Raw genomic sequence first — 6412 nt, forward strand, 5'->3', positions numbered from 1 at the left:
GGCCCACAGGATGCCGTGCATTCCAACGCCGATGGGCCACGTTGCCGCCACGCCCAGCACGAAGTACGAGGGCAATGCCAGGGGCCTTCTTCCCCAGGCCCATGCGCGACACAGCTCGATCACCACCAGGACCACGAGAACCAGGACGGCCAGCAGAGCCGCGAGTGAGATGCCGGTACCCGGGGCCATGTCGGGCAGGTAACCGATGGCGGCGTTCGATGCCCGGCTGACGTTGGCGGAGTGAACGGCCGGGACGAGGGCTGCCAACCAGGCACCTGCGCACAGACACAGCAGGCGGAGCGCAGCGCGGATGACGGCGCTGAAGTGGGCGAGGAGGATCATGGCGCAGCGGCGCCCAGCCCCAATCTGCGATCCGCGATGTGCCTCAGCCTGGCCCCGAGCGCCGCACCGCACACGGCGCCGAGTGTCAGGGCCGCTACCGGCCAGAGAAGCACCACGGCCGTGGCCCGAAGCTCTGCGGCCCAGGTGCCGCCTCCGGGGGAGAGCAGGCAGTCAGCCGCCAGAACAAGCGCTTCGATGCCCGCGCCGACAAGTGCCAGGCGAACTTGCCGGCCCCGCGTGCCATAGCCGATCACGAACCAGCAGATGGCGGATGGGACGCCCCAGGCCAGGAGCGCGATGGGCGCCTGGGCCGCAAGGGCGGTGAGGCCGAAGACCCGTGGGTCCACGCGGCCGGCGACGGCGCCCGTCAGGTAGAAGCCCGCGCAGACCAGCCCGGCTGCGACGACGCAGAACGAAGCGATCTGTGCGGAACGGTTCATGGGGCCTCAGGAGCAGGCGGGCGCAGCCCGTATCGCGTGCTCCGCCCCGGCAAAGATCTCGGCGACAGCCTGATTGCCGTCCACCCGGATCGCGAACTGCTTGTCGCCCGAAACGAGCACGATGCTGCGGTTGTTCGGATCGTTGGAGGCGTGCTGCTGGCCCTCCTCGATGCGCGAGCCCAGCGAGCGCCGAACCTTGTCGAGGCTCGACCCCACCCGGATGCCCGAAGGCGTGACCACGTTCGACTCGCGCGTCTCGATCCGCACGATCTTCTGGTCTTCCGTCATGAACCGGAGTTCTTCGGACGCGCTGTAGTAGCTGCAGCCGACCTTCGCGACGCCTTTGGGGTTGGGCAGGTTCTTGCGCCCCAGCTTGGTCAGCAGTTGATGGGCCTGCGCAATGGGCATGCCGATCTGGACGGGGCCGTACGAGTTCATCGTGAGGACCAGGTCGGCCGCGAATGCGCTGGAGGCCACGAGCAACGGGGCTGCGACAAGTGTCGACAGGGCAAGGATTCTCATGATCTTGAGGGTGTCTGTTGATACAGGACGTCAGTCCGAAGAACGTATTTGATGCCGGAGCGGACCATCGCCCCCTGGTGGCGCAGCCGGTGCGGGAAGCCCAGAGCCATGCCTTGCACGGGCTTGACGGTTTCCCAGCCGAAGTCGGTGTTCCCGCCTTCGAAGTCATCGTTGAGGTAGATCATGAAAGTCAGGACGCTCTCGCGATCCGGCCCCAGCCTCACCGTGCCGTCGAGGTGCCAGGTGAACTGCTGGCTCTGGTCATACCGGTAAAAGCGAAATCGCTCATTGAAGCCGCTGAGGCACCAGCCGTCGAGTTCGGCCGGCAGCAATGCACCGGCGCGCGAGAAGAGGGAGCCGGCCAGCTCGCCGTCGTCGAAGATGATGCGATCGTTGTTTCGCGCATCCTTGTACACGAGGTCGCCGTCGGCAGTCCGGATCGCCGCTTCCGAATAGCCGATGCGCTCGCTGCGCGCGATGAAGCTCGCACATTCTTCGGGCGTCAGGAAGCCCGGGATCGTGAAGACGCCGGCGCCAAGGCGATGGAGGGTCACTGTGCTCCTGGGTCTCTGGGATGCTCGGGGCCGGATTGTCTCGCAATCGGAGAGGAGAAGCGTTCCGCCAGCGCCCGCTCCGCATGAACCCGCGCCGCCTCCACCGCCTCGGGCCCGGCACCGGTGCCTTCCACCGAGAAGAAGCGCAGGTCGTGCAGCCCGATGGTGCCCAGGATCAGCCTGAGGTACGGCGTCAGGAAATCCGGCTGGCGCGCGTGCTCGCCCGAGAACCGCCCGCCCGATGCGATCGCGATGAACACCGGCCGGTCGCGCAATGCACCCGCCTTGCCCTGTGCCGTCACGTTGAAGGTCCGCCGCGCCCGCACCACGTGGTCGATCCACGCCTTCAGCGCCGACGGCACGCCCAGGTTGTGCATCGGCGTCGCGATGACCAGCACGTCGGCGCGCTCCAGCTCCCGGATCAGCACATCGGACAGCGCGATGGCCCCGAGCGGCGACACCTCGGCCGTGGCCGAGTGCTGCGCCTGCGCGTAGTTCGCGTCGACATGTGGCAGGCTGCCGTCGCCGGTCCATGATGGACGCATGAATGCCCCGCCCGCCAGCACCCTCCCGCCCCTGGACCCCTCGGCGGCCGAGCCCTACTACCGCCAGATCTACGACCGCTTCCGTGCCGCCATCGCCGCCGGCGTGTTGAAGCCCGGCGACCGCATCCCGTCAGCCCGCGCGCTGATGAAAGAGCTCGGCCTGGCGCGCGGCACCATCGAGTCGGCCTACGGCCTGCTGGTCGCCGAGGGCTAAATCCAGGCCCGCGGCCAGGCCGGCACCGTCGTCTCGCCCGACCTGAAGCCGCGCGCGCCGCTGCCGCAAACGCCAGCGCCTGCCAGCCCCCGCCCGGCCGAGCCCAGCTTCCGGCCCGACACCACGCTGCCGTTCCAGATGGGCCTGCCCGCCCTCGATGCCTTCCCGCGCAAGATCTGGGCGCGCCTGGGCGCGCGCTGCGTGCGCGCGATGCAGCCCATCGACATGGCGCATCCCTCGGTGTACGGCCTGCCGGCGCTTCGCACCGAGATCGCCGCCTACCTGCACCTGTCGCGCGGCGTCAGCTGCTCGCCGTCRCAGGTCTTCGTGACCACCGGCTACCGCCACACTCTGCAGTTGATCGGCCAGGCCCTGTTCAAGGCCGGCGACCGCGTCTGGCTCGAAGACCCCGGCTACCCGCCCACGCGCGAGCTGCTGCAGCACATGGGCATCACGGCCGCGCCGGTGCCGGTCGATGCCGACGGCATCGTGGTCGACGAAGGCCTGCGGCGCGCCCCGCGCGCGCGGGGCGCGATCGTCACGCCGTCTCATCAGGCCCCGTTGTGCGTATCGCTGGCGTTGCCCCGGCGGCTGGCGCTGCTCGACTGGGCGGCGCGCAGCAAGGCCTGGATCGTCGAGGACGACTACGACGGCGAGTTCCGCTACGTCAGCCGCCCGCTGCCCGCGCTGCAAAGCCTCGACCGTGACGGCCGCGTGCTCTACGCCGGCACCTTCAGCAAGCTGCTGTTCCCGAGCCTGCGGCTGGCCTGGCTGGTCGTGCCGCCGGCGCTGGTCGAACGCTTCGAGCAGATCAGCCAGGCCTTCGCAGGCGGCAGCCCGCAGCTGAGCCAGGCCATCGTCACGGCCTTCATCACCGAAGGCCATTTCGCGCGCCACATCCAGCGCATGCGCCGGCTCTATGCCGAGCGCCGCGAAGCCGCCGTGGCCGGGCTCGAGAGCGTGCTGGGCCGGCACCTGCGCATCGACCCGCAACCCGGCGGCATGCACCTGATCCTGCGGCTGCAGGCCCGGCGCTCCGATCGCAAGCTGTCGACGCGCATGCGCGAGGCCGGTCTCTTCGCCGAGGCCCTGACCGACTGGGCTTTCGACCGCGACGGCCCGCCGGCGCTGCTGCTCGGCTTCACGAACATCGATTCGCGGCGCACTGCCGAGAACCTCGCGAGGCGCATCGTCGACCTGCTCTGATCATGGCCCAGTCGGCAAGGCAATTCTTGGCTATTCTGGGGTGGGCCAAGACGGCGCACGATGGCGTCTTTCCATCACACGACATGCAAGGATCGTCATGAGCCACCGCCTCGATTACGCCAAGGCTGCCCCCGAGGGCTACAAGGCTTACTTCGGCGTCTACACCGCCGTCCAGAAAAGCGGCCTGCCGAAGGAACTGATCGACCTCGTCTACCTGCGCGTCTCGCAGATCAACGGCTGCGCGTTCTGCATCGACATGCATTCGCGCGACTTGCTGAAGTCAGGCCTCGCCGTGGACAAGCTGGTGCTGGTGCCGGGATGGCGCGAAGGCGGCGCGTTGTTCAGCGTCCGCGAACGCGCCGCGCTGGCATGGGCCGAGACCGTGACCCGCGTCGCCGACACCGGCGTGCCCGATGCCGAGTACCGGGCCGCCACCGCCGAGTTCAACGAGAAGGAGCTGGCCGACCTCACCTACGCCATCGGCCTGATGAACGCCTTCAACCGCCTCGGCGTCGCGTTCCGCGCGACCCCCGCCGCAGCGGCCCAGGCGGCCTGACATGGCCTGGCTGCTGCTCGTCATCGCGGGGCTGCTCGAGATCGCGTTCGCCTGGGGCATGAAGTCGTCCGAAGGCTTCACGCGGCTGATGCCGTCGCTGCTGACGGTGGCTACCGGGCTGACCAGCGTCGTGCTGCTGTCGCTCGCGATGCGCACGCTGCCGATGGGCACCGGCTACGCGGTCTGGACCGGCATCGGCGCAGCCGGCACGGCGATCGTCGGGATTGCGGCGATGGGCGACTCGGCGGCACCGCTGCGCGTGCTGTGCATCGCGCTGATCCTGGCCGGGGTGATCGGGCTGAAGCTGGTCGTCGACTGATGTCGAATGGCGATGGCGGTCGTTATCGCAAGGTTCGGACCTGGTGGAACCACTTCGCCACGCTGGGTGTGAACAACAGGGCACAGCCAGCAACCATCAGGCCGAGACCGATTCCGTCCCGGGCGAGTTCGTAGGCGACGGCGTCGGTAACCTCGGAAAGCGGGAACCTGGACGCATAGCCATACAGGGGTGACGCAATCAACACGGCGGCCACATACCGCGCCCAGTTGGCCCCGCGTGCCAGTAGCCATAGAAGGGGTGCTTCCAACAGCACGACGCCGAACGAGGCGACCACCAAGGACGAGTAATCTTCGGCAGGCCGGTAGTGCTTGAGCAACCAGACATGAGCGAGAGTCAGCAGAAGGTTGCCGATCATCTCGAATGCCAGCAACCCGATGCCGACCTTGAGCAAACGCGGTCGTTGGGGGCGTGGTACCGGCTCGATGGTGAGAGAGGCTTCTGGCGGGTGATAGGGATTCATGCGGTTTCATCGGTCATGGCGCGGTGCCCGGCGGGCAGAATACGCGGTCTTCGTCCGTGGAGTCCGCCTTGAGAACCCTTCCCCTGCTTCTTGCGCTACCCGCCGCGCCGCTTTTCGTGGCCCGCACCCAGTGAGCCGCATCAACGCCAAGGCGGTGGCGCTCGGCTTCCTGCTGACGATCGGGCTCGACATGCTGCTCGGCATCGGGCTGCTGTTGATGCACAGCGACGAGGTCACCGTCACCGGCCGCTCCGCCGAGCAGGTGTCGCAAGACCTGGCGGCGGTCACCAGCAGTCCGAGCTTCCTGCTGTTCAACATCGTCTTCGGCAGCCTGACGACGATGGCCGACGGTTTTGTCGCAGCACGACTGGCGAAGCGCTATCCCTATTTCAACGGGTTTGCGGTTGGCGTGCTCGGCTTGGCCTTCGGGCTGCTCTTCTGGGGCGACCAGCCGCTGTGGTTCAACCTGTTCGCGCTGGCTACCGTGATTCCCACGGCGGTGCTCGGCGCGCACATCGCGGTGCGCTCAGTTGCACCGCGCGATCAGTGACTGGTCGACGTTGTAGTGCCGCTCAGCTGAGACCGACCCGCCCGGCCAGCGCGACCGCATCCGCACCCGCCGGGTAGCGCATCCGCCCGCTCGCATCATTCGCGGCGCGCCACACTGCGTCGGCCACATCGGCCGCGGTGGTCACCGCGCCCGGGTTGCCGAGCGACGCGAAGATCGCCTGCGCGAACGGCGCATAGGCCTCGGGGATCAACCCCTGCATACGCTCGGATCCGTTCTCGGTGAAGCGCGTGCCGGGCCCGTACCCCGGCTCAACCAGCTTCACGCGGACGTTGAACGGCTCCAGCTCCAGCGCGAGCGAGGTGCTGAAGCCCTGGATCGCCGTCTTGCTCGCGGTGTAGGCCGCGACGAGCGGCATCGGCACCATCGTCACGGTCGAGGTCACGTTGATCACCAGCCCGGCGCGGCGGCTGCGGAACTGCGGCAGCACGGCCTGCGCCATTGCCATCATCCCGAAGGTGTTGGTCTCGAAGATGTCGCGCACGGTCGACATCGGCGTCACCTCGAACGCGCCGAACAGCCCGACGCCGGCGTTGTTCACCAGCACGTCGATCGGCCCGGCGGCGTCGAGGGCGGCGGCGATGCTGCCGGGCCGCGTCACGTCGAGCGGCAGCACGCGCAGGCGCTCGCCGGTGGGCAGCACATCGGTGCGGGGCGTGCACATC

General features: G+C 68.4%; 10 protein-coding genes and 1 pseudogene. 4 read left to right on the plus strand and 7 right to left on the minus strand.

All coding sequences use genetic code 11. The annotated features are described in order from the left end of the window. The 5 genes from AC1D15_RS14180 to AC1D15_RS14200 all read right to left on the minus strand — a co-directional run. Positions 1 to 342: hypothetical protein (locus tag AC1D15_RS14180; RefSeq protein ID WP_477826490.1), on the minus strand; the 342-nt coding region annotated here is incomplete at its 3' end. Further along, entirely contained in the window at positions 339 to 782 is a 444-nt protein-coding gene (locus AC1D15_RS14185) for a hypothetical protein (RefSeq protein ID WP_477826491.1), read from the minus strand. The genes AC1D15_RS14180 and AC1D15_RS14185, both read right to left, overlap by 4 nt. A gap of 6 nt (positions 783 to 788) precedes the next feature. Continuing rightward, on the minus strand, positions 789 to 1304 hold the full coding sequence (locus AC1D15_RS14190) for a hypothetical protein (protein WP_477826492.1): 516 nt from the start codon (positions 1302 to 1304) through the stop codon (positions 789 to 791). Continuing rightward, a complete protein-coding gene (locus AC1D15_RS14195; RefSeq protein ID WP_477826493.1) occupies positions 1301 to 1858 on the minus strand; it encodes a 2OG-Fe(II) oxygenase in 558 nt (185 codons plus the stop codon). The genes AC1D15_RS14190 and AC1D15_RS14195 overlap by 4 nt, the downstream gene beginning before the upstream one ends. Then, positions 1855 to 2403 carry an FMN-dependent NADH-azoreductase gene (locus AC1D15_RS14200; protein WP_477826494.1) on the minus strand — a complete coding sequence of 183 codons (549 nt, stop codon included), beginning with the start codon at positions 2401 to 2403 and terminating at the stop codon, positions 1855 to 1857. Before AC1D15_RS14200 ends, AC1D15_RS14195 begins: the two co-directional genes overlap by 4 nt. Between AC1D15_RS14200 and pdxR the strand changes: the two are divergent. From pdxR to sugE, 3 genes and pseudogenes are all read left to right on the plus strand, one after another. Continuing rightward, a pseudogene (gene pdxR / locus AC1D15_RS14205) lies at positions 2402 to 3823 on the plus strand (MocR-like pyridoxine biosynthesis transcription factor PdxR). The gene AC1D15_RS14200 and the pseudogene pdxR sit on opposite strands and share 2 nt — an antisense overlap. Positions 3824 to 3920: 97 nt before the next feature. After that, a complete protein-coding gene (locus tag AC1D15_RS14210) occupies positions 3921 to 4379 on the plus strand; it encodes a carboxymuconolactone decarboxylase family protein (RefSeq protein WP_477826495.1) in 459 nt (152 codons plus the stop codon). Position 4380: 1 nt separating this feature from the next. Further along, complete coding sequence (sugE, locus tag AC1D15_RS14215; protein WP_477826496.1) at positions 4381 to 4698, plus strand: quaternary ammonium compound efflux SMR transporter SugE; 318 nt, start codon at positions 4381 to 4383, stop codon at positions 4696 to 4698. Between the two features lie 22 nt (positions 4699 to 4720). Here sugE and AC1D15_RS14220 read toward each other — a convergent pair whose 3' ends face one another. After that, positions 4721 to 5179 (minus strand): hypothetical protein, encoded by a 459-nt coding sequence (locus AC1D15_RS14220; RefSeq protein ID WP_477826497.1) that lies wholly within the window; start codon positions 5177 to 5179, stop codon positions 4721 to 4723. 130 nt (positions 5180 to 5309) lie between these two features. Here AC1D15_RS14220 and AC1D15_RS14225 point away from each other — a divergent pair, with 130 nt between their 5' ends. Beyond that, entirely contained in the window at positions 5310 to 5729 is a 420-nt protein-coding gene (locus AC1D15_RS14225; protein WP_477826498.1) for a hypothetical protein, read from the plus strand. 22 nt (positions 5730 to 5751) lie between these two features. Here the strand turns inward: AC1D15_RS14225 and AC1D15_RS14230 are convergent. Next, on the minus strand, positions 5752 to 6412 hold a 661-nt coding region (locus AC1D15_RS14230), incomplete at its 5' end, for an SDR family NAD(P)-dependent oxidoreductase (protein ID WP_477826499.1).

The sequence above is a fragment of the Rhizobacter sp. P2_H2 genome, from assembly GCF_056403375.1.